Source organism: Bacillus sp. REN16, assembly GCF_020731355.1.
Lineage (GTDB): Bacteria > Bacillota > Bacilli > Bacillales > Bacillaceae_L > Ferdinandcohnia.
Map to the genome: position 1 here is coordinate 28,210 of NZ_JAJFZK010000020.1, position 24,792 is coordinate 53,001.

Here is a 24,792-nt window from a genome sequence, read left to right on the forward strand (position 1 = left end):
ATACGGACTAGCTATTTAGATCCTTTTACCATACCACAATTTCATAAAATTTAGCTAACAACGCAAACAAAAAAACTACCAAGTAGCTGTATAATAAAATACAATTACTCGACAGCGGGTGTCAGGCCCACTGGAAATTCCTCTGTCCCATTAATACTCCCTCACGTTTTGTTTTCTCCATTCAATTTGGTTATTTTCGTGTGAGCGGCTTAGTGTCATAGCTTCCCATATTGCTTCTTCTGATATTTGGTTCTCCGCACGCATATCTGATATTGTGCGGGCGAGGCGGGAACTTGAACCTTGGTAACCACAGGGACAGAGGTTCATGGCACCGATTAAAAGAAAGGCGGCTGGAAAGGTTACAGTAGAACGCGCTCTGCTAATCGTGACCTTTTGTGTTTCAATTGGTTGACGCAGCATGTCTAATGTTTTCTTAGAAAACTCGGCCATTTAATCTAAAAACAGGACACCACGATGTGCTAAGGATATTTCACCCGGCTTAGGGTTTTGTCCACCACCTATAATTAATACACTGGATGCGGAATGATGTGGATTGCGAAATGATGGTTGATTGATTCGTCCGATTTCACTGCCACCTAAATGATACAGGGCTAACTTTCTCCAACTGTGCTTCGTTTGATAAAGGGGGTAGAATCGATGGAAAGGTTTCAGCAAGTAAGCTCTTTCCACACCCAAGTGGTCCCGTCATAAATACATGATGTTCACCAGTAGCAGCAACTTCTAGTGCTCGTTTTGCGAATTCATGACCTATAACATCCCTAAAATCCCTTTCATATTCGAAGTTAGCCTCCAGAACTGGCTGAGGAGGAAGAAAAGGAAGAAGCAGTTGACCTGATAGATGTTGAGTGACTTCATGAAGTGAGGCAACAAACACGATCTCAAGCCCCTCCATTTTGATTTCCGGCAGATTGGGGTCAAATGGCATGTAAACGATCGTAAACCCTAATTTCTTCGCAGCCAATTCAGCTGCTGGCAAACCTTCAAATGGAAAAATGGAACCATCTAGGGATAACGCCCCAATAAAACATGTAGTTGCTGGAATTTTAACACGGATAACACCTGCACTTTAAATTGAATTCTCAACAAAATGCTGATAATTTAATGTAATTGGTTCTTGAAAATAGCGAAGTGTTTTATGAAGAAAAACGTGGTGATTATCGACTAGATTTACATAGGCCGGATAACTACTCCATTCATAGGATGATAGTTGCCTTACCATCTTAGCCTCAAGTGGATTTCGATGAATATAGCGGCATACTTCAAGAAAATACTGATCGGTATCTATGACCTCTGCACCATATCTCCCTTGGAAAACATGTCCATCGTAATGATATTTCTTGTTAAAATAAATAGCATACCTTGAGTGCATCTCTTTCATGATTAATTTAATATGGAAATTCGTTGTTTGAACTTGAAGATGAATATGATTGGTCATTAAGCAGTAGGAATGAAGTGTAAAAGGGTACATAGAACGTGTGAACTCGAGGGTTTCTAAATAGGAAAGATAATCATCACGTTGATTAAAAAGTGAAGACCTTCGGTTTCCCCTTGCAGTGATATGATACATAGCACCTGGAAACCAAACTCTATGCTTTCGTGTCATTCAATATCTCCTTCTCTTAACTATTTCTGTTTCCGAATCCAACTTATCAAATAAAAGGAACAAAGACTAAGAGCGCCACGTCCTGTGGCAACGTCTTTGTGACCCACGTCATGTGGGCCTCAACTTAAAAATAAAAATGTCGAACTTTAACATCAGGCAAAGTATAACAGCATCACTTACACAACTCTTTTCCTCACAAAATAAAATCAAACAAACGATTGATTGAATCACTAGTCTCAAGCTATCACTAGCCTAACCCCTTAAACAAACGTTTGTTTGAAATCACATTTTTCAAAAAGCACCCAATTAGTACAGATGGCATATTTCCCGCCAAAAAATGCAACTAAGCTATCAAACGTATTACCTCTGCATTTTTAAAAACTTTAGTACGGTAAAACTTTATCACTGCGGGGGTCAGGCCCCCCTTTTTCCTCTTTCACGGGTGTCACTGTGACCTAAAATTCCATCAAACAAAATCCGGACTACAGTTGAGCTTAAGGGCTTCCGGATTGAGGACTTCGAGGCAATTTCGGGATGTTTTGATGATCCCATCGTCGCGCAATTTTTTTAGGGATCGCGCAACCTCTAGCCTTGTCTCCCCAATGATCTCACCGATTTCTGCCTGGGTAAGGTTAATCCCCATCTTGTTCAAGTAGTGGGTATAGATGTAAACAATGTTGCAGGTTTTCACGAAGGCGGAATCATAGCTAAGGGTAAGCGTTTCGTGCATAAATAGATTGGAGTGCATGATGACATAATCCAGCATGGCTATGCCTAAATCAGTGTTTTCTTTCAGAGCCTGATGGAAATCTTTCGGCCGGATACGGATCGTGTCGATGTCGGTAATGGCCGTGATCGCGAAGAAATCGACATCAATTTGGAATGTTCCATTGATCGGTCTGCTTAAGGAGTAGGGACAAATAGAACCCTCGCCATGGAAGCAAATCGTCTTGCTGACACCTTCAATATGATTGACTGATAATCGGAAGATGCCTTTCTCTATATAGTACAAGTATAAGGGTTCGATATTATTGGTGATGACACTGCCTTTCTCTAGCAAATACCTTTCCCCGATTTCCAATAATAGAGGCTTAAAGTCTGTAAACTGATTTTCGAAAAATAAATTGTTTTTCAGCAAACTGGTCATTCCTCCCTCTATAAAAGTAATTCAATGAAAGCAGGTACATGGGTAGGAAATCCTGTCCCATTTTATTCATTATACTAAACCATTCTTTCTCTTCAATATCTCCTTTTCATAATTTAATGAAAATAATAAAAACTATGTATCAAATGATATAGAAAGCGCTTTCCTATTTTTGTACGATATAATTACGAAAACAGTTGTAAATAGCAAATGGACGGTGTTACAAAACTTCATTTGTATTGGCAACCTGGCTATATAAAAAGGATAGGAGGATGGGATTGCATGGAAATTATTTCTTTATTATCCCTCATCTTTGTCATCGCATTAGGGATTTACACGAAAAAGAATATAGGAATTCTCTCCCTTGCAATGGCAATCGTACTGGGAATGATCGGTGGGATCTCTAGCAATGATGTAGTAGCAGGTTTCCCCACGAGTCTATTCCTGAATTTATTTGGAATGTTTTTCTTCTTCGCGATTGCACAAAATAATGGATCTTTGGAACTGCTGTCCAAGAAACTGTTTGCCTCATTGGGCCGTTATGCCACCTTGTATCCTCTTATGGTCTTTCTAGTAAGTGCTTTTATCACCGTTGTCGATCCAGGTGGTTTGACTGGTTATGTGGTGTTGCCTGCGATTACCATGAGTGTTGGGTACCAGATGGGATACAACCCCATTCTAATCGGAGTGCTCACCATCTTTGGAGCGAACGCTACGCTTATGACACCAGTAGGTGTATTTGGGAATACAGCCAACTTGATTATCGAAGATGCTGGCTTTCCCAACTACGCGACACAAATTCTGCTAAATGGAGCCATTCTCTTCTCAATTGCGGGGATTTTAGCTTATATTGGGTTCCGCGGCTGGAAGAGAAACCAACATCCTGGCGGCATGTTGACTTTAGACGGAAATGCAGATCCAATCGACCTTCCCGTTTTTAATGGCAAGCAAAAACTGACCTTGCTGATGTTGGTATTAATGATCATCGCCATCATGTTTTTAAAAACACACGCAGGATTCACGGCGCTATTTTTCAGTATTATTCTGCTGCTGGCGAAGTCTGCGGACGAAAAGGATGCCTTTCTGGGTGTTCCCTGGGAAACCATTTTCCTCTGTATTGGGATTGGAAATCTCCTGAGCGTGATTGATTCGTTGGGCGGGTTATCCCTTTTGGCTAGCTTATTGTCTTCTATTTCAACAGAGTGGACATTGGCCCCTTTACTCGGGGTCACATCGTCGATTATGTCCTTCTTCTCCCTAGCGATTGCAGGACCTATTCCGACTTTGATCCCTACAATTGAAGCGTTGAATGCTTCGAGCGGGAATCCATTCCTAGATATGGAATTGATCAGCACCGTCATCAATGGTGGATTCACAGCTGCCATTAGTCCCTTGTCGCTGGGCGGCGCCATGGTTCTGGCAGCCTATGGAACATTGTTCAAACCAAGTGCTGAGGAAAGAACGAAAGTCTTTAATAAGTTGTTCCTAGTGGCCATCGGGATTTCCATCATCGCTGGAACTCTGGCCAATACCAGCATCTATAAAATCACGGCAGGCTTATAATTCTGCTTGCTCTTTGTCAATCAAAAGCTATCAAACTTATTTCCATTCGTTATTGAAGGAAGTGGTTCGAATCATAGAATCATTGAGACATGCTGAGCATAAAGTTTGATTCAGTCTACTATTGTAAGGAGGAGTAAAAAATGGATAGAAGTATTTTAATAGGAATGTATGATGTGCATGTGCACTGTGGACCATCCACAGCGAAGAGATCAGTGGATGCTGCGGAGATGCTTAAGTTGGCGGAAGAAGTCGGGTATGCAGGATTCGTCGTAAAGGATCACTATGTTCCTGCCCTCTTAGGAACGAAAATGGTGGAGAAACATTTAGGAAACGGGACCTGTAAGGTTTACGGATGTCTGGTTCTGAATAATGCCGTTGGTGGCTTGAATGTCAATGCTGTAGATAAAGCCAGACAAATGGGCACGGCCATGGTTTACTTACCGACTGTCTCCTCTAAAACGCATATCGACAATCACAAAGGATCGGGATTTGTTGGCGGCGCAGGTGCCTCGGATGTAGAAGAAGAGCCAATTGTGATCGCAGATGAAAATGGAAATCTCAATCCTAAAGTTGTGGAGATCATTGAGTACATGGCAAAGTATGATATGGTGTTGGCCACTGGACATGGCAATGAGATTGAAGTGGACGCAACCGTTAAGAAAGCTTTTGAATTGGGAATGAAACGTGTCCTGGTCACACATCCGCATTATCAAGTAGGAGCAACTATACAAGATATGAAGAGATGGGCAGAAATGGGTGCCTATATTGAAATTAACGCCTGTGTGTTTAAAGATAGCGGTTCGAAAGTAGAAGCCGTAACAGATCTATCCGTAGCAAAAGAGATGATTGATGCTTGTGGTGTGGACCGCATCATTATCGATACCGACTATGGTCAGGCTGCAAATGGCTCCCCGATTGAAGGAATGTATAATTTCGTCAATGCCCTAGAAGAACATTTTGGCATCACTGAAGAAGAAATTAACATCATGACCAAGAAGAATCCGAAAGAGCTGTTTAATTTCCAATAAGAACAGCAAACAATCATTCTATCAAACAGGAGGAATAAAATTGACAAAATTGGATTACGGGAATTTGGATAACCTACCTTGGCAATTTGTGAGAGAAGGCATCACACGGAAAGTATTCGGGATGGGCGCAGAAAATATCAACGTTACCATCAATAAAATTGAGAATGGCAATGAGAAGAATCCGCATTCCCATGAAAAAAATGAACAGATTGCGCTGATCTTGGAAGGGGAATGTGACTATTATGTCGATGGGCATCCATACCGGATGACCAAAGGTTCTTGGATTACCGTTCCAGCAGGTGTGGAACATTATATTGATGTCTACGACAGCCCTGTACCTGTGCTAAACATGGACATCTTCTATCCTCTTAGAGAAGAGTACAATGAATCCTACGGTAAATTCATTGAGAACTACCGTAAGTAAATACGAATCAAAGCCTTAGGTAATGCGACTGATTCGTTCGTTGTTATCAACCGCTTAGTTCAAAGGAGAGAGTATGAAATGAAGATGCGTAATTTGGTCAAAGAGAAGCTTGCGAAAAACGGGTATGTTTTGGGGGTGTTCGTGGCTTCTGGCTCCCCGACGAATGTAGAAATTTTAGGACTAAATGATTTCGATTTTGTCCTTATTGATAAGGAGCATGCCCAAACAGATATGGAAACCATGGTGAATATGATACGGGCCGCAGAACTATACGACATGGCGCCGCTTGCCCGCGTATATCATCCACATGACGGCCCAATGATGGCCCGAATGCTGGATGTTGGCATTCATGGGTTGATGATTCCCATGGTGGAGACGAAAGAGCACGCCCACTATATTATTGAAAATGTGAAGCTTGCACCCCTAGGAAAAAGAGGGATTGGTGCCGGCCGCGGACCAAGATGGGGATGGTATGAGAGTTACAACAAAGGCGAAGTGAATGATAACACCTATGTCATCATGCAATGTGAAACAAGGAAAGGCGTCGAAAATATCGAGGAGATTTGCCAAACACCGGGTCTTGACTGTATTTTCATTGGAACCGCTGATTTGTCGCAGGATATAGGCTGTTTTAGCGACAACAACAACCAGGAATTACAAGAAGCGATTGACAAAGTACTAGAAGCCTGTAAGAAACACAATATCGTACCCGGGATCGTTACCGGATCGGCGGAAGCAGCAACAAAACGAATTCAGCAAGGTTTCCAATTTGTGACCATCATGAATGACCTAGGGTTCTTTAAAAGCCAGACGAAAAACCAAATCGATACCGTTCGAAATCGTTTGTCGCTATAATTCAACTTAAACAAGGGTAAACAATAAACAAGGGGACGGTTCTTAGTGTTTTCCTATTTTTTCCACCATTAAAATTATGGGTAGGATTGTAGCAATAAGCGGCAACTTTTGCCGTCTCTACGCTTCTAATATAGGTAAGGATAGTCCCCTTTTTTTGCCTTATTTCATCTTACATATGGTCAAGCCTTAAAAACAAGGTTCAAAGAGATCCTCAATATCCTTGCTGCCTGTCGCATTGATATTCCTTAATTCCATTTACCTTTTGGAGTATTTCTTTTCTTTTTTCTTTGGGCAGGCTCTTTACATGTGGAATTTCCATTGCTCCTAGTAATTCCTTAATTTTTAGTCTTGCTTTTCATCGATTAGTCTTCTTTCATTCGTTGCCACTTCCAGAGATTGATCATTATTTGTTCTTTCATTAAATTCTTTAAAGAGGTTTGGAGCGACTTTGTTATCAGGAGAAAACATCTTTAATAGAAAATCACAATCCAGTAACCCTTGAGTTAGGACAATTTTTTTCAGTGTGGACTATCGTAGTTAAGGAGAGTGGACTTACATGGGTTAAGGCTATCCCTTTAACAAACAACGAACTTTACACTTTAAATAATGAAAATTACATAAATTACCGAAGTAGATCAGTTACTGATTTCTACTACCCATCTTCGACAAATTTCAGAGGGCCACTGTAACCATAACTTTACTTTAATACCGTAAACTTTATCATAGTGGGGTCAGGCCCCAAAATTGGAATAGCGGAATTGCGGACGTCACTGGGTCATATACATTTGTCCTTCCCTCAACCCTCTTCTCACAAGGAATAAATTCATGTATAATGGATATATAATAAAAAAGAAGAAGTGCTGATAACACTTCTTCTTTGCAACCTCTACCGTCAGGGTGGCGGTTGTCAAAAATGTATACCTATTTGTGAGAACCACCCTTTTGCTTCCTACGGCGCGGGGTGGTTCTCTTGTTTTCTAGTATGTTTTTTCGAAAGAAATAAGCGCCTACTTCGCGAGTAATTCCTTTCAAAGCCTCACGTAGAAATTCAAGAAACGTTTCCATGACTATCACCTCCTTTCTACAGAAGAAAGAAGTGCGACAACCAACCACCCTGCAATATTCAGTTGCTATTTCAGTTTATCATATACTACCATTCTTATTACATATCAATCTTCGACAAACTTCGGGGCGTCACTGTACCTGTCCCCCTGTCCCCCTGTCCCTCATTAACTATCAATCTTCGACAAACTTCGGGGCGTCACTGTGACCATAAGTGAAGAAGGCACATCGAGCGTTAAAACAGCTTGATGTGCCTTCTTTCGTACAAAATTTCCGGCTGTCCCCTTTAAGAACCGTACCGATGTATTCACGTGTTTTAATCCCTTATGCCCACCACATTTCTGGCATAGGTTCTCTGAATAAATTGTTTTTTAGTAAATTGATTGATTTGCTTAAGCCTTCATCGATAGATGCCAAGGAATCCTCGTGCTCAATGGAAAGAACATAATCGTATCCAATGGACCGAAGAACACTAATCATATCTTTCCAGACCTTCTCATCTTGTCCATACCCTAAGGACCTAAATGTCCATGCCCGGTCTAATACTTGACCATAGTGCTTTGTATCCAACACACCATTAATACTTATATTTGCTTTATCAAGATAAGTATCTTTTGCATGGAAATGGAAGATTGCATTTTCTTTCCCTAGGTACTTTAATGCTTCGACTGGATCCATCCCCTGCCATACTAAGTGGCTTGGATCAAAGTTAGCACCGATATTGTTACCAGCTGCTTTTCTTAATTTTAACAGTGATTCGGGGTTATAGACGACAAATCCAGGATGCATTTCAAATGCGATTTTCACGCCGTGCATTTCCGCGTATTTTGCCTCTTCCTTCCAATATGGAATAACAACCTCATCCCACTGCCAATTTAAAATATCCATAAAGTCTGGTGGCCAAGCGCAAGTCACCCAATTGGGGGCTTTTGCATTCAGCTGATCTCCTGGACATCCTGAAAATGTATTCACAATTGAAACGTCTAACATTTCTGCAAGAAGGACGGTTTTTCTCCAAACATCATGAGCCTCTTTCGCGATTCTAGGGTTGGGATGCAAAGGATTCCCGTGACAGCTGAGTGCACTTATAATTAAGCCACGCTTTTCAACAGCATCCTTTAAAGCTGTTGCCTTCTCGGGATTCCCCAACAATTCATCTGGATTACAGTGGCTGTTCCCCGGAAAGTTCCCGGTTCCTAGCTCGACTGCCTCAATCCCCATTTCCACGACTTTATCTAGCATATCCTCAAAGTGCAATTCTTGATAAGGTACTGTAAATAGCCCTACTCTCATACTGACACCCCCTGTTTTGCTTGGACTTTAATCCATTTGCTCTCATTACTACTTTGTAAAATAGCATCTGTAATACACATGGAGAAATGTCCATCCTCAAATGTTGCGAAATTAGGTTTATCCTTTTCGAGATTTTTACCATCCCTAATAAAAGAATAATAGTTTGACATCATATTTTTTAATGCATCTGGCCAACCTTCATTATGTCCACTTGGATGATGGATGGATCCTCTTGCTTCGGGTACGAATAAGGCTGCATCTGCAAGAAGGATTTCATTCGGTTTGTCGCGATGTCCAATCCATAATTTTTCAGGCTCTTCTTGATTCCAGGCAGCCGCTGCTTTACTTCCAGCGATTTCAAAGTGCAAATAATTTTTTCGACCAGCACTTACCTGAGAAACAGTGAATACCCCTCTTGAACCATCTTCAAATCGGACAAGAACTGATGCATAATCTTCTGTTTCAATTTGTACGTCTTCATATTCTACTTCCACTTCACCCTGTGAGCTAAATGTATTAATTGAAGACTTCGATTTCTTTCTAATTGGTAATACAGTAGCAAGATCAGCAAAAACTTCAACAATTTTTTTCCCAGTTACAAATTGAACCGTATCACACCAATGTGAGCCAATATCGGCAATTGCTCTCGTTTTCCCACCTAACTCCGGTTTCATACGCCAATTATAATCCGTTTCATAGAGTAACCAATCCTGTAAATATCCCCCATGAACGATATTAACTTTACCAAAGTCACCGTTTGCAATTTTTGAATGTAAGTTTTGCAAACTAGGGAATTGGCGATAATTAAAGTTTACACCGTGAACGACCCCGTGTTTTTTTGCCAAGTCAAGTAATTCTCTTGACTCTTGACTGTTCATTGCTAATGGCTTTTCTGAAACTACATGTTTTCCAGCTAAAATAATTTCCTTATTAATTTCAAAGTGCAGATGATTTGGAGTACAGTTATGTACAACCTGAATCTCTTCATCCAGTAACATTTCTTTATAATCTTTGAAGGCTTTTGGGATACCTAATTCATTCGCCTTTTCTTCTGCCTTTTCAAGAGATGATCCGGCAATTCCTACCACCTCAACAAAACCTAACCTTCTAATTGCTTCAATATGAGTAGGTCCAATAAAACCTGTTCCTATCACACCGACCTTAATTTTAAACATCCCGTCTCCTCCTGTCGTAATAGTTCATATCTGTATTATCTGCTTATCGCTTTACGTCCAAGAGCGACGGCTAAAACAATAATGAACCCTCTGATAATCATCTGCTGACTGACATCAAGACCCATAATTATTAAACCGTTATTAATAACACCAATCATTAATGAACCTACCACTGTACCAATAATTGTACCAACGCCTCCAGCTAGTGCTGTTCCCCCAAGAATAACAGCCGCAATAACTGACATCTCGTCACCTTCTCCAAAGGTATAACGACCAGCTTGCATTCTTCCTGCGTATAAAATACCTGCGAATCCCGCTGCAATTCCCGTTCCCATAAAGGCATACAACTTAACCTTCGCAGTATTAATGCCCGAGAATCTTGATGCACTTTCATTTCCACCCGTTGCTAAGATTTGTCTTCCAAATGATGTTTTACGTAAAAGAATGTGACCAACAACTGCTACGATTAAAGTCCAAATTAATAGAAGTGGGATAGGACCAATACCACCGGAACCAAAAAAGAAATTAAATGACTCATTTAAAATAGGAACCGGTGCTGTGTCCGTAATCCACATTGCAGTACCACTAATAATCCCCATTGTTCCTAGTGTAACGAGGAAGGATGGGATGTTTACTTTTGTAATTAATAAACCATTAATTAACCCAACAATTAAGCCTGTTGCAAGACCTGCTAATAAGCCACCAATAAGTCCAAATCCTGATTGAATCGCTAGTGCTGCCATAAGAGAGGATAGGGCTGTAATGGAACCGATTGAAAGATCAATTTCCGCAGAGGCAATAACAAAGGTCATAGCTACAGCCATTATTGTAATCATTGCCGTTTGACGTACAATATTCATCATATTTGCCGTTGTTAAAAATCCATCATCATGTAGAGTAATAGAAAAGTAGATTAATACCCCAACAAATGCAATGTATACAATATAATTCCGCCAGTCTAGTTTTGAAAGAAAACCTAATGATAGATTTGTTTGCTGATTATTAACCTTAATATCCTTGGATTGCATGTTGTAAAGCCTCCTCTGAATCAATTTCCTTACGTTTCATTTCCTTAAGAATTCTGCCCTCATGCATAATGAGTACTCGATCACTTACTGCTAAAAGCTCTGGCAGTTCAGAAGATATCACGAGAATAGCTTTTCCGTTATCTGCGAGTTCACGGATAATTTCAACGATTTCTGTTTTAGCTCCAATGTCTACTCCAATTGTCGGTTCATCCAAAATTAAGATATCCGGGTCATTTGCTAGCCATTTTGCTAAAACAATTTTTTGTTGATTACCTCCTGATAACAGTCGAGTTATTTTGAAGATATCATCTGTTTTAATGTTTAACTTCCTTACTAATTGCTCCGAAATTTCATTTGCCTTTTTATTATTAATAGTGAAGCCCTTTCTCACCTTAGATAGGATTGGCAAGATCATGTTATCTTTAACACTAAGATCTAACACAAGACCTTGAACACGTCTATCCTCTGGAATGAGCGCCAACCCTGATTTAATTGCATCTTTGGAGGAATGTATCGATTTTTTCTCACCTTTAATATGTATCTCACCGTTATCAATTGGATCCATTCCGAAAATGGCACGCGCAGTTTCAGATCTCCCGCTCCCCATTAACCCTGCAATCCCTAATATTTCACCAGGATATAGTTTAAAACTCACATCTTGAACTCTCCGCCCAGAAGCTAAATTTTTCACTTCCATTATTGGAGATACTTCAGTATCGTAGAATCTTTCAACCCACTCAAATGCCTTGTCCATCTCTAGACCCACTATATTTTGAACGACCTTATCCATTGTTATATCTTTAATATTCTCAGTAATGATATTTTTACCATCTCGTAGAATAGTAATACGGTCGCAGACCTCAAATATTTCTTCCATTCTGTGGGATATATAAATAATCGAGATTCCCTTACTTTTTAGCTTATTTATAAAATTAAAGAGAATTTTCGTTTCATTCTTAGTTAATGAAGATGATGGTTCATCCATAATCAAAATTTTTGCATCTTGGGAAAGTGCTTTTGCAATTTCAGTCATTTGCCAATAACCGACACCTAGATTCCCGACTAGTTCATTTGGTTCAATATCAACTTCCAATTCCTTCATTAATTCTTTTGTTTTTTGAATGGCTTCTTTATCATTTAACAATCCAAGGGAGTTTTTTGATTCTCTGGATAAAAAGATGTTTTGAGCAACAGTTAATGTTGGTATAAGACTGAATTCCTGAAAAATCATCGAAATATGATTCTTTCTTGAGTCCTTCATATCATTTATTATTACTTTTTCACCATTAATCAGAATCTCTCCGCCATCGGATTTATACACACCAGTTAAAATCTTCATGAGGGTAGATTTACCCGCTCCGTTTCCACCCATTAAAGCATGTACTTCACCTTTTCGGACTGAAAAATTAACAGAGTTTAACACATTGATTCCATTAAATGATTTGAAAATATTCTTCATTTCAAGCACATTGTTTTCCACAAATTCACCTTCTTTTAAGAGAGGCCACTCATTTGAGTAGCCTCACATTTCATAGATTTCAATTTACTAAAAAACGTATTATTTTACTGCAGATGGAACTTTCTCAAGACTTACCCATTCGCCTCTTTCAGCAGATTCCAAAATTGCATCAGCTATTAACTCAATGCGATAACCATCCTTAAAGTTTGGAGAAACATCTGTATCTTCAACAATAGATTTAAAGAAATCATGTGTTTCAATAATTTTTGTTTCACCATAACCAATGCCAAGTGCTGGAATTGGCCATAAAGCCTCACCATAAGGAGTTGATGGTCCTGTATATACGGTTCTAAATCCTTTTGCATCAGATGGATCATCAGCAAAGCAAACTTGTAACTCATCACGACGCTCATAGTTAAAGTAGATGGAACCTTTTTCTCCATGAATTTCAAATGTTAAGAAGTTATTTCGTCCCCATGCATTACGTGTTGCTTCAATGCTTCCAACAGCACCATTTTCAAATTTAATCATTGTCATGAACTCATCATCCACGTCAACGACACCCTTTGGTGCATCATCGTTACTCTTAACAGTACCTAATTTGTCAACCCCACCGGTTTGAATTGGTCTTTCTGGAATCCAAGTTTTTGCAAGTGCATTGACATCTGTGATTTCCCCAACAAGGTATCGAGCGAAATCAACAACATGTGTTCCAATATCACCTAAAGCACCTGAACCAGCAACCTTTTTCTGAAAACGCCATGATAATGGTGAATTTGGATCTGCTGACCAGTCTTGTAAATACGTTCCTCTGAAGTTAAGGATTTTTCCTATTCTTCCTTCTTCAATATACTGTTTCGCTAAAGCTACTGCCGGAGTTCTTCGATAGTTAAATGCCACCATATGCTTTACGCCAGCCGCTGTAACTGCATCTAACATCGTTTTAGCTTCCTCAGCTCCTAGAGCTAGAGGCTTTTCACAGATTACGTGTTTACCAGCTTTAGCCGCAGCAATTGCAATCTCTGCATGCGTATTATTTGGTGTAACAATGTCAATTACATCAATCTCTGGGTTGTTAACAAGGTCTCTCCAGTCGGTTGAATAATTTTCAAAACCTAATTTTGCAGCCGCATCTTTTGCGATTTCCTCACTAATATCGACTAAAGTATGACGATGCGGAATTGCCGGTGCTGGCCAAAAGAACATTGGCATCGCTGCATATGCTAATGAGTGTGCCTTCCCCATAAATCCTCCGCCAATCATACCAACATTTAATTTTTTCATAATTTATTCCTCCAAAGATAGTTATTATTTTACTGCGTTTTGAATTTCTGCCGGTGCTTCTTTTGAATAAACTAGTTTCCATGCTTCCAAAATATTTTCTTGCGTTACCTTTAAGGATGGAACAGCAACATATGCTGGTGCTTCTTTTCCTAAAAGACCGTATCCCGCTAAAATAGCCTCAGCAACCCCTTGGTCATATGGTAGCTGTGCACCTAGACCTTTGATGTTACCACCTTGCGCAATGTTTAACGCTACATTCGCACCTAAATCGATTGTTGTAACAACTAAATCCTCTTTTCCAGCAGTTCTTACTGCCGCTAGAGCACCTTCTGCCGGGACGTCCCAAACAACGAACATACCATCTAGATCCGGGTTAGTTGTTAACATACCAGATGCTACCTTATCGCCATCGCTTTCATCTGCAATACCACCACGTGCTACAATTTCTATATCTGGATACTTTTCTGTAATTGTCTTTTCAAAAGCTTCTACACGTTGAGCTGTTACAAAGAAATCCGCATCGTGATAAATAACGCCAATTTTTCCTTTTCCTCCAAGCTGTTCAGCCATGATATCTGCGGCAGCTATACCATTTCCATAATTGTCAGCAGAAACCACACTCACATAGTCTTTTCCAGCTTCCAAATTATTTGGTACATTATCCATAAATACAACCTTTACCCCAGCATCTGCTGCCTTTTTAAATGCACTCGCAGAAGAAACTGCATCTACTGGGATACCAACAATGATGTCAGGGTCTTTTGCCAAAACTGTTTCTATATCAGATAGTTGCTTTTCAGGTTTAAATTGCGCATCAGTGATTGCTACCACTTCAATTCCCATTCTTTCAAATGCAGCCTTTAGTCCGTCAATTTGAGCAGTTGCCCAGTCATTTCCTGCATAGTGCATTACAATTGCAGCTTTATAATTTCCCTCTTTAATTTTTGCGATTTCCTCTTCAGTAAGTTCTAAATTTAATGCAGGTTCCGCAGTCTCTCCGTTTGGACCTTTACTTAGGATTTCCTGATCACCAGGAATGTCCTGATTGATTGTTAATGGACCTTCATCCTTTAATGGAGTACTTGATTTTGCAGAAGGGTCTTCCTTTTCTGTAGAACCCTCCTGGCTACATCCCACTAGTGCGATACCAATCAAGGCAATTATTGCTAAAATTGATAGAATCTTTTTCATAAAATTTCCCCCTGTTTACCAATAATTTTTAGTTTTCATATTTTGAAAGATATTTTCTACTAATTTCCGCGCCTTCTTTTGGATTTGAATAGCTGTCTAATTCAACTGTAATCCAGCCTTCAAAACCTGCATCATTCAGGATGGCAACCATCTCATCGAACTTTTGATGACCAACTCCTAGTGGCTGGAATTCTTTATTTCCATAATCCTTGAAGTGAACATATTTGATACGATCTACGTATTTTCTAATAACTTCAACCGGGTCTCCTCCACCTGCTTCAATATGTGCAGTATCTGGACATAAATAAATCTTTGTTAAGGGCATTAACTTGTCCAATTGTTCCGGTGTTTCAACACAAGTTCCTAGGTGTGGATGATAGCTTGGGGTTAAATTATATTTTTCTGCAATTTCAACCACTTGGTCAAGTGCACTTGCTAGGTCTGAGAAATCACTTTCCAAAACACCTTCAGAACGAACTGCTCCACCCCCGATTACAAGATGTTCAGCTCCAACTTCAGCAGCAAAAGCCGCCACTTTTTCAATCTTTTTTAGTTCCTCATCTAAAATTCCAGAATAAATAAAGTTTCCACCTGTATAAACTCCTACAAGCTTTAATGAATTCTTTTCTAATAAAGAAAGAAATTCTTCTTTTCTATCTATGTACTGCAAAAGGTTTCCATCAAACAATTCAATTCCATCATAATTTGCACTAGCAATATCCTGTGCTGCCTCTTCAGTTGATCCATTAGCAAGGTAGAGTACATCTTTGATGGAAGTAACACCACCCGGATGACCAACTACTCCTCCCCAAGTGTTTGTCTGATAACCAAATTTGAATGTCATGTATATCTCCTCCATTTTAGAATCTCTAGATTAATAGAAATGTGATTCCATGTACTTTTCTTTATCACCACCTTTAGATCTCGGCAATTTAAGGATTGTCATGTGAATTTTTGTAATCGATTACAATTAAAACTAAGCAACAACCATTAAATATGTTGTAATCGATTGCATTTATTATTAAATTACTAGTGGAAAATTATAATTTACATTCTCCACATGAATCTCTAACTATTAATTTATCCTCTAATATAAATTGACGATTTTTCAACTCATTATCATTCAACAGCATTATAAGCAATTCCATTGCCTTAGATCCTATCTCAAACGCTGGTTGAGCAATAGTAGTTAAGGGTGGTTCAATTATTGAAGCGAATCTGATATCATCAAATCCCACTACGGAAATATCCTCTGGAACTTTCAAACCCATTGATTTAATTGCTTTAACAGCTCCAATAGCCATTTCATCACTCGCTGCAAAGACTGCTGTTGGAGGATTAGCGGATGCTAGCAATTTTGTCATCAAATTATAACCACTTTCAAATGTAAAATCACCTTCTTGTACAAGGAACGGTTCTAACGGCAAATCGTATTGAGACATCGCTTGCTGAAATCCCTTTAATCGATCGCGTCCCAACACTACATCTAGCGGACCTGTAATAGTTGCTATTCTCTTATGATTTAGCTTTATTAAATGATCGGTTATTTTCCTTGCACTACTTATATTATCGATTGAAACCGTTGGAATCGTGGCACCTTCAATATATTCACATGCAAGAACAACCGGGAATTCATTTGCAATACTTTCTAAAGACTCTTTATCACTTCTTGCTGTTAATAATATCAAACCGTCGGCTTTTCTTTGCCGCATGATATTTAGGTAATTCGTTTCTTGTTCTACTTTGTTTATGATATCGCCTAGTAAAACTTGATAACCATTATGTAATGCCGTTTCTTTAATTCCACGAAGAACTTTAGAGAAAAAAGGGTTTGATATATCGGAAATAACAACCAGAATTGTCTTTGTCTCCATCGTTCTTAGTTGTCTTGCCAATAAATTAGGTTGATAATCTAATTCTTTTATAGCTTCTAAGACCTTCACCGCTGTTTCCTTCCTTACGGAAACACTATTCGTTAAAACCCTCGAAACCGTGGCTGTCGAAACATTAGCCCTTTTTGCAACATCTGCTATTCTTACCATACTCTCTCTCTGTTTCCTTTCTCTATCATCCTCTTGATTCAAATTGTAATCGATTACAATTTGAAAATCAACTATTTTTGCAAAAAATTTATAATATATTTTTAAATAAATATATTTAAAGTCTGAAAATAAAGCTTTTTGTAACCTTTTTTACTGTTTAATAACTTTTTTAATCGGATTCCCGATGACTTTTTCCACATTTGTAGACCTAAAAAGATATTTTTCAAAGCTATAATGTAATGGATTACATTTAATGTTTTGTTTTGAAAGGTTTATAAATTCCTATAAATTTATTTAAAACTATCAAACTTTATATAAATATAGAACTTTACTAGGATAACAAGAGTTGGGTAGTGTTTCAAAAGAATCCAGTATACATTATTTCCGGATACTAAATTAATAGTATAACAGTTGAATTCACAATCCATTATTCTTTACCCCCAAAAATCAAATAAACGTTTGTTTGAATTTTTAGTTTCGCTATATCACTGACCTAGATTGCTAAACAAGCGTTTGTTTGAAATTGTGGTTCTTGAAAAACGCCCGATTAGTACAGATTTTCTTAACTCGCCTGATAGGCATTCTATTATAATAATTCGTTTTTAGTATAAGATTCCCAGCTATACAGGGCGTCGCTATGACACCTTGCTGATGAAAAATTACGTTATGGAAAAAAATAGGCGAACACAGGAACCGTCCCCATGTTATCACTGCGAGGGTCTGGCCCCAAAATTGGCCCCAAAATGAGTGGAACCGCCCCCTTGTTTCCTGTTATTATTGAATGGTATAACTAAAATTATCCTGATTTCCGTAAGTCTTTAATAGCTTCCTTCAAACAAGCGTTTGTTTGAAGGCTAAAGCAGTTGGGGCTGTAGTGGTAAATTGTCAAACAAACATTTGTTTAAATAGCTTTGGGGCATCACCGTGATTATCTCCTACTTGTCTCAATGGAAAAAAATAGGCGAACAGCGGAACCGTCCCCTTGTTCTGCCCTTGTTCTGAGGTGAATTCATATTGAACATTCAAAAACTGCATAGTAAAAATGTTTTGCTGATTCGTATTTTATGGGGATGTTTTATACTATGTATGTTTGTCCAAGTTATAAAACATAAGGACCCTGTTTTCATCGGTATCCTTTTTGGTAGTGGGATTTTGGTATGTGGAGCATTATCAATATTTGTTTTCAAGAAACTTTTTATTAAGCAAACAATGTATTTATGTGTAATGGGGATGTCGCTTGTTACAATTGTCCTTATAGACAATGAACCTGTTATCTCTAACTTCTACCTCATTTTTTTAGTCATTTTTATTTTAACTTTATATCAGGATTATCGCCCGATCATTTTAATGACCATCCTGAGTATTTTTATTGGGGCACATTATTATCAATACGGAGATCGTCTTAATTATGTTTATCGTGAAGGTGACTTTTCCTACTTTTTGTTTACACTCTCTGTTACTTTTATCGTAGCTTTCCTGCAAATTCGTTATAGCAGAGCGGTAAAAAGAGCTGATGATGCAAAAAAAGAGGAAGTAAAAAAGGATAACGAAGAACAAATTTTAGCACTCATCAATTCAATGCCTGATTTAATTTATATTCAGGATGGCGCAGGAAGATTTATTGAAATGAATCAGTATGCTAAAGCTTTATTTAAATTGGAGGATATTGATTATCGTGATAAGCGTTTAGAAGAGCTTTTCACCAAAAATGAATGGTTTAAACACTTTCAAACTTGCTTTTCCAACGATGAGATTGCTTGGGAGAAGGGTATGCCTTATAGATTCGAATTAGACCTTTCAATTGAAAATCATTTCTCCGCTGTTTTTGATATTATGAAGGTTCCTACTTTTTTTGCAGATGGCAGCAGGAAAAACTTATTGGTCATCGGACGCGATATTACAGAACAAAAGAAATCGTATGACCTTTTTTTAAAATCAGAAAAGCTTGCTGTCGTAAGTGAGCTTGCTGCTGGAGTTGCACATGAAATAAGAAATCCTTTAACTTCTATAAAAGGCTTTATGCAGCTAGTTGATCAAGGTGGAGAATTTAAGCGTGATTACGTACAAGTCATGTTAAGTGAAATATCGAGAATGGAGTCTATTGTTTCCGAATATCTATCCTTGGCTAAACCAAACGAAAACTCACCAAAATCTCTTCAACCTATTGATACTCTTGTTAGAAATGTAATGACTCTTTTCGAGAGTCAGGCAAACCTGAAAAATATTATGATTCATTCAGAAATAGAGCATTCTAACCAAATATTGTGTAACCCGAATGAAATTAAACAGGTTTTTATTAACATACTGCAAAATGCGATCGAAGCGATTGGATCCAATGGGGACATTTTTATCTATTTAAAGAATATCGGCGAAGACGGAGTAGAAATTACCTTTATTGACAATGGATGCGGGATCGAGAAAGAACGATTAATGAAGATAGGTGAACCCTTTTATTCAACAAAGGAAAAAGGAACAGGACTTGGGCTGTTAACTTCCAACCGGATTATGGAAAGCCATAATGGATCGATCAAGATTGATAGTGAAGTAAATAAAGGGACCGAAGTGAGAGTTTTTTTGCCCACTAGCCAATCCAAATAATAGTCTATGCGTTAAAACAAATCGGCACCCTCCTACTATTTGGAGAGGTGCTGTCTTGTTTCTCAGGTTTTCTCGCGCATAATACCCTATACTTTTCTTTTGTAAAATCCTACCGGGTGTCGGGCTCAATGGATCGTTCCAATTTAGTTTAAAATCTGTGAATTAGGGTATTTTAACAATACACGTTGGGAAAGGAAGGATAAAAAAATGATTTGGACAATTATCGGTATTTTACTTATTCTTTGGATTCTAGGATTCGCTTTCCATATCGCCGGCGGATTAATTCATATTCTACTCGTAATTGCTGTTATTGTACTCATTGTTAAATTGATTCAAAGAATGGGAGCCAAAAAATAGATGGGTTTTTTGAAAAAGGAACCATGCTTGGATTGTTAACCTCCAACCGGATTATGGAAAACCACAAAGTGACTGTAAAGATTGATAATGAGGTAAATAAAAGGACCGAAGTGAGAGTTTTTTCCCCACTATCCAATCTTGTCATGGTTAAATATTATATCGTGGCGTTCGGGGGAACATTATAAAATAGAGTTGGAAAAAAATAGGGGAACGGTGGAACCGTCCCCTTGTTTTCCGTCCCCTTGTTTTATGTTTCGCTTTTCAATAACTCTGCTCAACTACAAGCTTTGCCCTATCCCCTCTTGTAATAATGTGAGCGTATTCAATTATGTTATCTTTGTCGTCATAGGTTCTAGATTCTGATAAGAATGTTGGTGAACCCTTGGGGATCTTTAGATAGCTGCTTGCTACTTCATCGGACAACTTGGGCTCAATTAATTCAGTCCCGCGGGCAATCTTGATTGAGTACTTTGAATGTAAGGTTTCAATGAGCGAACCTTTACATTCCTCAACTGTAAGTCCCGGAGCAACTCTCCAAGGGATATAGGATGTAATGTATTGAATCGGTACCTTGTCCGCATACTGTATCCTATATAATTTGATCACTGGATCCATTTCTGCGATTTGCAGGGTAGATGCAATGGATTGATCAGCTGGGATAACCACAAGCCCTAACACCTCTGTTTCAGTGTTTTGTCCTCTCATTTGAAGTTCTGCAGAACTTCGGAATTTCTGGTTACGCGATGAAGCTGATATTTGATCTAATGAGACAAATGTCCCTTTTCCCTGAATTCGACTCACATAACCTTCATATTCTAATTGCTGTAATGCCAAGCGAACAGTCGTCCTGCTTACTTTATATTCCTCACAAAATTCACTTTCCGTTGGTAATTGATGATCAACCTCGTAATTTCCAGATTTAATTAGTTCAATAATTTTATTTTTAATAGTGGTATATAAGGCTACCCCTTCGCTTTTGTTCAATCAAGGGACCTCCTTTAAAAGTTATCATAGCTCTATCATATAACAATTGTTGTAACATTTGAACAAAAATTACACACCTAACAGTACGGATTGACGATATAAGAAGGGAATCATCCTTGGTATAACCAATAAGGTAACTACAAATTAAAGAATAAAAATACAATTGACAATATTAATAACAAGATGATAAATTCATTATAACAATATAAAACATTTTTATATTTGTAGTAACAAGTGATGAGGACAGGCTGTTTGATGACACAATAATTTTTAAAATAATTTATAGAATTACCTCGTATTTCGTTGTTTCAATTTGTAACCGTTATCGTTCATTATTTTATTTTTATATTTAAGACCCTAACATCAAACACGCAGTGATTATTCTGTGCCGCCTCTACTTCACTTTAATGACTTTTACTTTACCTAGGTTGGGGCTTGCCCCTAAAAAAAGAAAGGAAGGCAATTAGGTTTAAAAAAGCATTTCAGATTTTACAACAACTTGGACGGGCTTTGATGACGCCTGTTGCCGTTTTGCCGGCTGCTGGACTATTGCTCCGATTTGGTGACACGGACTTATTGAATCTGCCAATAATAAAGGATGCAGGGGGCGTGATTTTTGATAACCTTCCGCTCATTTTTGCTGTCGGTGTCGCGATAGGTTTATCCGGCGGAGCCGGTGTGGCAGGTTTAGCTGCTGTTATCGGGTATTTGATCTTAACAAAAACACTCGATAACATGGGAGCCTTACTCGGTTTGGAGCCCCCTTATGAGGGTGCAGAACACTTGATTAATATGGGGGTTTTTGGTGGCGTTATCATAGGCTTACTAGCTGCCTTCTTATATAATAAGTATTCAAAGATAGAATTACCTCAAGTTTTAGGGTTCTTTTCAGGAAAACGATTTGTACCCATTATTACATCAATAAGTTCATTATTTACAGGTGTTGTCTTTGCATTCTTATGGCCACCTATTCAAAATGGTATTAATGCTTTAAGTACATTGATTTCAGATTCTACAATTGGTTTATTCTTCTATGGAACCATCTATCGGTTATTAATACCATTCGGTTTACACCATATCTTCTACACTCCATTCTACTTTATGATGGGTGAATACGTAGACCCAAATACAGGTAATATTGTCACTGGGGATATGGCTCGATTCTTTGCTGGAGATCCTACTGCTGGTAGATTCATGATGGGGGATTTCCCATATATGATTTTCTGTCTTCCAGCAGCAGCTTTAGCAATGATTCATGCTGCAAGACCCGAAAAACGCAAAATGGTTTCCGGTATTCTTATTTCAGCAGCATTAACATCGATGCTAACAGGGATTACGGAACCAGTAGAATTTGCATTCCTTTTCGTCGCACCGTTACTTTATTTAGTTAACGCCATTTTAGCTGGTAGTATGTTTGTCATTATGGATCTCTTCCATGTTAAACACGGTTACACTTTCTCAGGCGGCGGAATTGACTATGTCTTAAACTATGGTCTGTCAACAAATGGGTGGGTAGCCATCCCAGTGGGTATTGTTTTTGGTATTATATATTATTTTCTGTTCCGTTTTGCTATTAAAAAATGGAACTTACAAACCCCGGGAAGAGAAATTACCGAGGGAGATACTGACGATCAACCAGTAATTAATGGCGATGACCTAGCTTACGATGTCCTTGAGGCATTAGGAGGTAAAGAAAATATCGCTCATCTCGATGCTTGTATCACTCGCTTACGTGTAACAGTTAACAACCCAGCAAATGTTCAAAAGGAACAGTTGAAAACACTTGGAGCCGTTGGTGTCTTGGAAATGGGGAACAACTTCCAAGCAATCTTTGGTACCAAGTCAGATGCCTTGAAAGATGAAATTAATTCTGTCATAGCAGGCGGCAGTAATAGACCAAAGCGGAATCAAGAAGAAATGAAGGCAGAAGCAGAAGTAGCAGCTGCTACAATACCTGTCAAAACGATTACGGATACACTTGTTTCTCCTCTAACTGGAAAAATCATACCGTTATCGGAAGTACCTGATTCTGTTTTCTCAAATATGATGCTCGGTGACGGAATTGCGATAGAGCCCACTGACGGAACTATTGTAGCTCCAGTTAATGGAGAAATAATTACGATATTCCCAACTAAACATGCTGTTGCCATAAAAAGTGATGCAGGAGCTGAAATCCTTATTCATATCGGAATTGACACGGTTGAACTAAAGGGAGAAGGCTTTGAAACACTTGTTTCACCAGGAGATAAAGTGACACAAGGGCAGCCAATTGTTAACGTTGATTTTGAATCGATTAAAGTCAAAGTACCATCTATTATTACACCAGTTGTTATAACAAATTTATCACCAGAAAATCATTTAGACCGAAACATAAATGAAAATGCTATTGCTGGCGAGACAGTCATACTTGAAATTAAATCATAACAACCATTATATAAAACCCAAGGAAAGTCCCTTGGGTTTTTCTGATTGGGGGAAACAGTATTGAACATGATTATAGAACAACTTACTAAGCAGGATATTGAACAATTGATCTTACATACAAAAATGCAGGGATGGGCGTATAATCGACAGGAATTAGAAACATTATTTGCGATAGGAAAAATCTTCGGACATAAAAACAAACAGAACGAAATTGTATCATGTGCTGCAATCATTCCTTATGATAACAACCGCATCGCATCAATAGGAATGGTTTTGGTGAATCAACATTATAGAGGACTTGGATTAGGTAAGGAAGTTGTCCTAAGCTGCATAAACGCAGTACCTGCGGAAACCCCCATTATGCTAGTGGCATCTGAAGCCGGTAAGCCGTTGTATGAAAAATTAGGTTTTACGACTATTGACGTTGTACACAAAGTAGTAACTATACCAAGAACAGAACCCACAGCCTCTGAACTAGAAGTTAAAATAACTTCTTTTCAAAATCAGGATTTCGATGAAGTTGTTAAATTAGATGAAGAAACTTTCGGAGCTAATCGAAAAGAATTAATCACCCACAGATTAAAACAAGCAAAAAAATCAATCATTGCAAGGAACAAGAACGGGAAACTTATAGGGTTTGGTTTATGCATTCAAATAGATAAAGGACTGGTAATCGGCCCTATCATTGCACCAAATGATCAAATTGCTCTCCTCCAAGTAAATAAATTAGCCGATAAGCATCAAGGCAATATAAGAATGGATATACCAGCAAAGCACGAATCGTTTCTCAAATTAGTTGAACAACAAGGAGATATAGAAATAACCACACGCCCATTAATGGTTAAGGAAAAAGCAAACTATCCCGCAAACAATCGCGCCTTTTATGGGATGGCTGGACAAACGTATGGATAATCTTCTCTAGCACATTCGCACAAACTCAAGGTTGGACCGTCCCCTTGTTTCGCAAAATTAAAAATGAAATTAAATGAGTGGAACTGTCCTCTTGTTCCCTGTTAATACTGAATGGTATAACTAGCATTATCTCGATTTCCTTAGTTTCTTTAATAGGTTCCTTTAAACAAGCGTTTGTTTGAAGTTTGAAATGATTGGGGCTTTGGTGTTGAATCGTCAAACAAACATTTGTTTAAATAACTTTGGGACGTCACCGTGATTATCCTCTATTTTTTTTGATGGAAAAAAATAGGCGAACAGCGGAGCCGTCCCCTTGTTCTGCTTGAAATTTGGCCCTCACTCAAA

The 24,792-nt window shown here is 38.5% G+C and carries 20 protein-coding genes and 1 pseudogene; 8 read left to right on the forward strand and 13 right to left on the reverse strand.

The annotated features are described in order from the left end of the window. Window positions 1–150: 150 nt before the first annotated feature. The 4 genes and pseudogenes from LKW28_RS19925 to LKW28_RS19935 all read right to left on the reverse strand — a co-directional run bounded on the left by LKW28_RS19925 (window position 151) and on the right by LKW28_RS19935 (window position 2,762). A pseudogene (locus tag LKW28_RS19925) lies at window positions 151–690 on the reverse strand (ATP-binding protein). Continuing rightward, entirely contained in the window at window positions 587–997 is a 411-nt protein-coding gene (locus LKW28_RS23060; protein ID WP_267498082.1) for an ATP-binding protein, read from the reverse strand. The pseudogene LKW28_RS19925 and the gene LKW28_RS23060 overlap by 104 nt, the downstream one beginning before the upstream one ends. Window positions 998–1,087: 90 nt before the next feature. Then, window positions 1,088–1,624 (reverse strand): transposase, encoded by a 537-nt coding sequence (locus LKW28_RS19930; protein WP_229142170.1) that lies wholly within the window; start codon window positions 1,622–1,624, stop codon window positions 1,088–1,090. Between the two features lie 466 nt (window positions 1,625–2,090). Next, window positions 2,091–2,762 (reverse strand): Crp/Fnr family transcriptional regulator, encoded by a 672-nt coding sequence (locus LKW28_RS19935; RefSeq protein WP_229142171.1) that lies wholly within the window; start codon window positions 2,760–2,762, stop codon window positions 2,091–2,093. Between the two features lie 288 nt (window positions 2,763–3,050). Between LKW28_RS19935 and LKW28_RS19940 the strand changes: the two genes are divergently transcribed. The 4 genes from LKW28_RS19940 (at window position 3,051) to LKW28_RS19955 (ending at window position 6,638) form a co-directional block, all read left to right on the forward strand. Continuing rightward, on the forward strand, window positions 3,051–4,331 hold the full coding sequence (locus tag LKW28_RS19940) for an SLC13 family permease (RefSeq protein ID WP_229142172.1): 1,281 nt from the start codon (window positions 3,051–3,053) through the stop codon (window positions 4,329–4,331). Window positions 4,332–4,471: 140 nt separating this feature from the next. Further along, a complete protein-coding gene (locus LKW28_RS19945; protein ID WP_229142173.1) occupies window positions 4,472–5,359 on the forward strand; it encodes a DUF6282 family protein in 888 nt (295 codons plus the stop codon). A gap of 40 nt (window positions 5,360–5,399) precedes the next feature. Beyond that, window positions 5,400–5,783, forward strand: a complete 384-nt coding sequence (locus LKW28_RS19950; RefSeq protein WP_229142174.1) for a cupin domain-containing protein — start codon at window positions 5,400–5,402, stop codon at window positions 5,781–5,783. A gap of 78 nt (window positions 5,784–5,861) precedes the next feature. Continuing rightward, entirely contained in the window at window positions 5,862–6,638 is a 777-nt protein-coding gene (locus tag LKW28_RS19955; protein ID WP_229142175.1) for an HpcH/HpaI aldolase family protein, read from the forward strand. Between the two features lie 1,386 nt (window positions 6,639–8,024). On the opposite strand, the gene LKW28_RS19960 is transcribed toward LKW28_RS19955, so the two are convergent. The 8 genes from LKW28_RS19960 to LKW28_RS19995 form a co-directional block, all read right to left on the reverse strand. Then, window positions 8,025–8,993: a sugar phosphate isomerase/epimerase family protein gene (locus tag LKW28_RS19960; RefSeq protein WP_229142176.1), complete on the reverse strand. Its 969-nt coding sequence runs from the start codon at window positions 8,991–8,993 to the stop codon at window positions 8,025–8,027. Then, the gene (locus LKW28_RS19965) at window positions 8,990–10,168 is read right to left on the reverse strand and encodes a Gfo/Idh/MocA family protein (protein ID WP_229142177.1); all 1,179 of its coding nucleotides are present in this window, start codon (window positions 10,166–10,168) and stop codon (window positions 8,990–8,992) included. Before LKW28_RS19965 ends, LKW28_RS19960 begins: the two co-directional genes overlap by 4 nt. 35 nt (window positions 10,169–10,203) lie before the next feature. Continuing rightward, entirely contained in the window at window positions 10,204–11,196 is a 993-nt protein-coding gene (locus tag LKW28_RS19970; protein ID WP_229142178.1) for an ABC transporter permease, read from the reverse strand. After that, window positions 11,177–12,676 carry a sugar ABC transporter ATP-binding protein gene (locus tag LKW28_RS19975; RefSeq protein ID WP_229142179.1) on the reverse strand — a complete coding sequence of 500 codons (1,500 nt, stop codon included), beginning with the start codon at window positions 12,674–12,676 and terminating at the stop codon, window positions 11,177–11,179. Before LKW28_RS19975 ends, LKW28_RS19970 begins: the two co-directional genes overlap by 20 nt. Before the next feature lie 78 nt (window positions 12,677–12,754). Continuing rightward, the gene (locus tag LKW28_RS19980; RefSeq protein WP_229142180.1) at window positions 12,755–13,939 is read right to left on the reverse strand and encodes a Gfo/Idh/MocA family protein; all 1,185 of its coding nucleotides are present in this window, start codon (window positions 13,937–13,939) and stop codon (window positions 12,755–12,757) included. Between the two features lie 24 nt (window positions 13,940–13,963). Continuing rightward, window positions 13,964–15,130, reverse strand: a complete 1,167-nt coding sequence (locus LKW28_RS19985; protein WP_229142181.1) for a substrate-binding domain-containing protein — start codon at window positions 15,128–15,130, stop codon at window positions 13,964–13,966. A gap of 28 nt (window positions 15,131–15,158) precedes the next feature. Next, window positions 15,159–15,974, reverse strand: a complete 816-nt coding sequence (locus LKW28_RS19990; RefSeq protein ID WP_229142182.1) for a sugar phosphate isomerase/epimerase family protein — start codon at window positions 15,972–15,974, stop codon at window positions 15,159–15,161. Between the two features lie 196 nt (window positions 15,975–16,170). Further along, window positions 16,171–17,172 (reverse strand): LacI family DNA-binding transcriptional regulator, encoded by a 1,002-nt coding sequence (locus LKW28_RS19995; RefSeq protein ID WP_229142183.1) that lies wholly within the window; start codon window positions 17,170–17,172, stop codon window positions 16,171–16,173. A 1,014-nt stretch (window positions 17,173–18,186) separates the two neighbouring features. On the opposite strand from LKW28_RS19995, the gene LKW28_RS20000 reads away from it, so the two are divergent. Together LKW28_RS20000 and LKW28_RS20005 are read left to right on the forward strand one after the other, a co-directional pair. Further along, window positions 18,187–19,770 (forward strand): ATP-binding protein, encoded by a 1,584-nt coding sequence (locus LKW28_RS20000; protein WP_229142184.1) that lies wholly within the window; start codon window positions 18,187–18,189, stop codon window positions 19,768–19,770. Window positions 19,771–19,977: 207 nt separating this feature from the next. Further along, the gene (locus tag LKW28_RS20005) at window positions 19,978–20,127 is read left to right on the forward strand and encodes a lmo0937 family membrane protein (protein WP_229142185.1); all 150 of its coding nucleotides are present in this window, start codon (window positions 19,978–19,980) and stop codon (window positions 20,125–20,127) included. A 261-nt stretch (window positions 20,128–20,388) separates the two neighbouring features. Here LKW28_RS20005 and LKW28_RS20010 read toward each other — a convergent pair whose 3' ends face one another. After that, window positions 20,389–21,111 carry a GntR family transcriptional regulator gene (locus LKW28_RS20010; RefSeq protein WP_229142186.1) on the reverse strand — a complete coding sequence of 241 codons (723 nt, stop codon included), beginning with the start codon at window positions 21,109–21,111 and terminating at the stop codon, window positions 20,389–20,391. 513 nt (window positions 21,112–21,624) lie between these two features. On the opposite strand from LKW28_RS20010, the gene ptsG reads away from it, so the two are divergent. Beyond that, window positions 21,625–23,535 (forward strand): glucose-specific PTS transporter subunit IIBC, encoded by a 1,911-nt coding sequence (gene ptsG / locus LKW28_RS20015; protein WP_229142187.1) that lies wholly within the window; start codon window positions 21,625–21,627, stop codon window positions 23,533–23,535. Between the two features lie 66 nt (window positions 23,536–23,601). Then, complete coding sequence (locus LKW28_RS20020; protein WP_229142192.1) at window positions 23,602–24,447, forward strand: GNAT family N-acetyltransferase; 846 nt, start codon at window positions 23,602–23,604, stop codon at window positions 24,445–24,447. The last annotated feature ends 345 nt before the right edge of the window (window positions 24,448–24,792 follow it).

Bases quoted from the DNA above. Each gene is read 5' to 3' on its own strand.
- LKW28_RS19930 (WP_229142170.1), bottom strand. From the start codon at position 1,624: ATGACACGAAAGCATAGAGTTTGGTTTCCAGGTGCTATGTATCATATC.
- LKW28_RS19940 (WP_229142172.1), top strand. From the start codon at position 3,051: ATGGAAATTATTTCTTTATTATCCCTCATCTTTGTCATCGCATTAGGG.
- LKW28_RS19945 (WP_229142173.1), top strand. From the start codon at position 4,472: ATGGATAGAAGTATTTTAATAGGAATGTATGATGTGCATGTGCACTGT.
- LKW28_RS19955 (WP_229142175.1), top strand. From the start codon at position 5,862: ATGAAGATGCGTAATTTGGTCAAAGAGAAGCTTGCGAAAAACGGGTAT.
- LKW28_RS19960 (WP_229142176.1), bottom strand. From the start codon at position 8,993: ATGAGAGTAGGGCTATTTACAGTACCTTATCAAGAATTGCACTTTGAG.
- LKW28_RS19965 (WP_229142177.1), bottom strand. From the start codon at position 10,168: ATGTTTAAAATTAAGGTCGGTGTGATAGGAACAGGTTTTATTGGACCT.
- LKW28_RS19970 (WP_229142178.1), bottom strand. From the start codon at position 11,196: ATGCAATCCAAGGATATTAAGGTTAATAATCAGCAAACAAATCTATCA.
- LKW28_RS19980 (WP_229142180.1), bottom strand. From the start codon at position 13,939: ATGAAAAAATTAAATGTTGGTATGATTGGCGGAGGATTTATGGGGAAG.
- LKW28_RS19985 (WP_229142181.1), bottom strand. From the start codon at position 15,130: ATGAAAAAGATTCTATCAATTTTAGCAATAATTGCCTTGATTGGTATC.
- LKW28_RS19990 (WP_229142182.1), bottom strand. From the start codon at position 15,974: ATGACATTCAAATTTGGTTATCAGACAAACACTTGGGGAGGAGTAGTT.
- LKW28_RS19995 (WP_229142183.1), bottom strand. From the start codon at position 17,172: ATGGTAAGAATAGCAGATGTTGCAAAAAGGGCTAATGTTTCGACAGCC.
- LKW28_RS20005 (WP_229142185.1), top strand. From the start codon at position 19,978: ATGATTTGGACAATTATCGGTATTTTACTTATTCTTTGGATTCTAGGA.
- ptsG (WP_229142187.1), top strand. From the start codon at position 21,625: ATGACGCCTGTTGCCGTTTTGCCGGCTGCTGGACTATTGCTCCGATTT.
- LKW28_RS20020 (WP_229142192.1), top strand. From the start codon at position 23,602: ATGATTATAGAACAACTTACTAAGCAGGATATTGAACAATTGATCTTA.